We start from the raw sequence: 256 nt of genomic DNA on the forward strand, positions 1-256 counted from the left end.
TTTGCACCGTCGTTTACGTGGCGCCCCAGCGACGCCACCAACATTACGCTGCTGCTTAACCGCCAGGAAAACAAAGGCCAGGTATCGGCACAGTTTCTTCCCCAGGCGGGCACGTTAGAGTCGGGTTCACTGGGCTTTATTGGCTCGGAGCGCTTTGTTGGCGAGCCGGGCTGGGACCGCTACGACCGGGAAAAGACCGAAACCACGCTGTTTGTTGATCACCAGCTCAACGACAGCTGGGCATTTGCTGCCACCG

General features: G+C 59.0%; 1 pseudogene. It reads left to right on the forward strand.

The features are described from left to right. Positions 1-256: pseudogene (locus tag R0J88_RS21585) on the forward strand (TonB-dependent siderophore receptor); the annotation flags it as partial.

Source organism: Pseudoalteromonas sp. SIMBA_162, assembly GCF_046535955.1.
Classification (GTDB): Bacteria; Pseudomonadota; Gammaproteobacteria; order Enterobacterales; family Alteromonadaceae; genus Pseudoalteromonas; species Pseudoalteromonas marina.